This is a genomic window from Betaproteobacteria bacterium (assembly GCA_016791345.1).
In the GTDB taxonomy this organism is placed as follows: domain Bacteria; phylum Pseudomonadota; class Gammaproteobacteria; order Burkholderiales; family JAEUMW01; genus JAEUMW01.
Map to the genome: position 1 here is coordinate 1 of JAEUMW010000366.1, position 1,597 is coordinate 1,597.

Genomic DNA, 1,597 nt, shown 5'->3' on the forward strand with positions numbered 1-1,597 from the left:
CTGGGACCTCGTGGTCGACGGACTGTTCGGCATCGGACTCGAGCGCGACCTCGGCGGTGCCTACCTGGAAGCCGCGCGCATGGTGAACGCACAGTCGGCGCCGGTGCTCGCGGTCGACATCCCGAGCGGGCTTGCGTCCGATACCGGCCGCATCCTCGGCACTGCGGTGCGGGCTGCTCACACCGTCACCTTCATCGGTCTCAAGCCGGGCCTGCTCACGCGCGACGGCCCCGATTGCTGCGGCACCGTGCACGTGCGCAGCCTCGATCTCGACACGGTTGCCATGCGGCCGCCGTGCGCGTGGCTGGTGAACGAGACGATCCTGCCGTCGATGCTGCCGCCGCGGCTGCGCAACAGTCACAAGGGCAGCTTCGGCGAAGTCGGCATCATCGGCGGCGCCGAGGGCATGGTGGGTGCAGCGCTGCTCGCCGGCCGCGCGGCGCTGCGCATCGGCGCCGGCCGCGTCTACTGCGGACTGCTGGCAGCCGATCGGCCGCGCGTCGATTTCGTGCAACCCGAGCTCATGCTGCGCGACGCGCCCTTCCCGCTCGAACCCGGCCACGCGAGCGTCCTCGTCTGCGGGCCCGGGCTTAGCACCTCACCGAGTGCAGGGGACCTCGTGCGGCGCGCGCTGGACTCCGCCCTGCCGCTCTTGCTCGATGCCGACGCGCTGAATCTCATCGCGCACGACACCACGCTGCAGGGCGCGCTTGCCGCACGCAGCTCCCCCGCCGTGCTCACGCCGCATCCGGCGGAAGCCGCGCGACTGCTCGGAAAACACACGGACGAGATCCAGGCAGACCGCGTCGCGGCGGCCAACACGCTGGCCACCCGCTTTCAGTCGGCGGCGGTGCTCAAGGGCGCCGGCTCCGTCTGCGCCTTCGCCGACGGCACGTGGTACATCAATCCGAGCGGCAATCCGGGCATGGCCACGGCCGGCATGGGGGACGTTCTCTCGGGCTTGATCGGCGGTCTGCTCGCGCAGGGTGCCGACGCGCGTTCGGCCGTGCTGGGCGGCGTCTACCTGCACGGAGCGGCCGCCGATGCCTGCGTGTCGCAAGGCACCGGCCCGGCCGGCCTCACCGCCTCGGAGGTGACGGAGGCGGCGCGTGCACTTTTCAATCGTGCGCGGGGCGCGACCTCAGGTGGTATCGAAGGTAACGGACGACTTGACGTGAAATAGCGAGAGCTTTTCCGTCTTGAGCAGCGCCAGGAGGCGCTCGACCTGTACTTCGGTCGCGATGAACTCCACCATCATCGGCACTTCGCCGGCCAGTTCGAAAAAACCCTCGTCCTTGAGATCGCCGTGACGGCCATAGCCCGCCACCGCGCGAAAGGCGGAGCCACCGCGGATGCCGAGGCCGCGCGCCTGCTCCAGGATCCATTCGTACAGCAGTTCACCGCGGTGTTTCTCCCGCTCGGTGACGTAGACGCGAAAGCAAGCTCCCCTCATGCAGTTCCTCTATGCCTGAATCCATCGGACCATCCAGATGCCGGCCACGGTCGCTGCCAGTGAGCCCAGCAGATGCACGCTGATGTGAGCGAGCGCCCAGCCGTATTGCCCGCGCGCGAGCAGCGTGACCGCTTCCGCAGAGAA

At 69.2% G+C, this 1,597-nt stretch carries 3 protein-coding genes; 1 reads left to right on the plus strand and 2 read right to left on the minus strand.

What is annotated here, in order from left to right:
• The coding region (locus tag JNK68_14325) for an NAD(P)H-hydrate dehydratase (GenBank protein ID MBL8541519.1) at window positions 1-1,183 on the plus strand (1,183 nt) is incomplete at its 5' end.
• On the opposite strand, the gene JNK68_14330 is transcribed toward JNK68_14325, so the two are convergent.
• Window positions 1,142-1,453, minus strand: coding sequence for a DUF190 domain-containing protein (locus JNK68_14330; GenBank protein MBL8541520.1), 312 nt, complete (start codon window positions 1,451-1,453; stop codon window positions 1,142-1,144). The two genes, JNK68_14325 and JNK68_14330, sit on opposite strands and share 42 nt — an antisense overlap.
• A 9-nt stretch (window positions 1,454-1,462) precedes the next feature.
• Window positions 1,463-1,597 (minus strand): fluoride ion transporter CrcB (locus tag JNK68_14335; GenBank protein ID MBL8541521.1); only part of this gene is annotated, 135 nt, incomplete at its 5' end.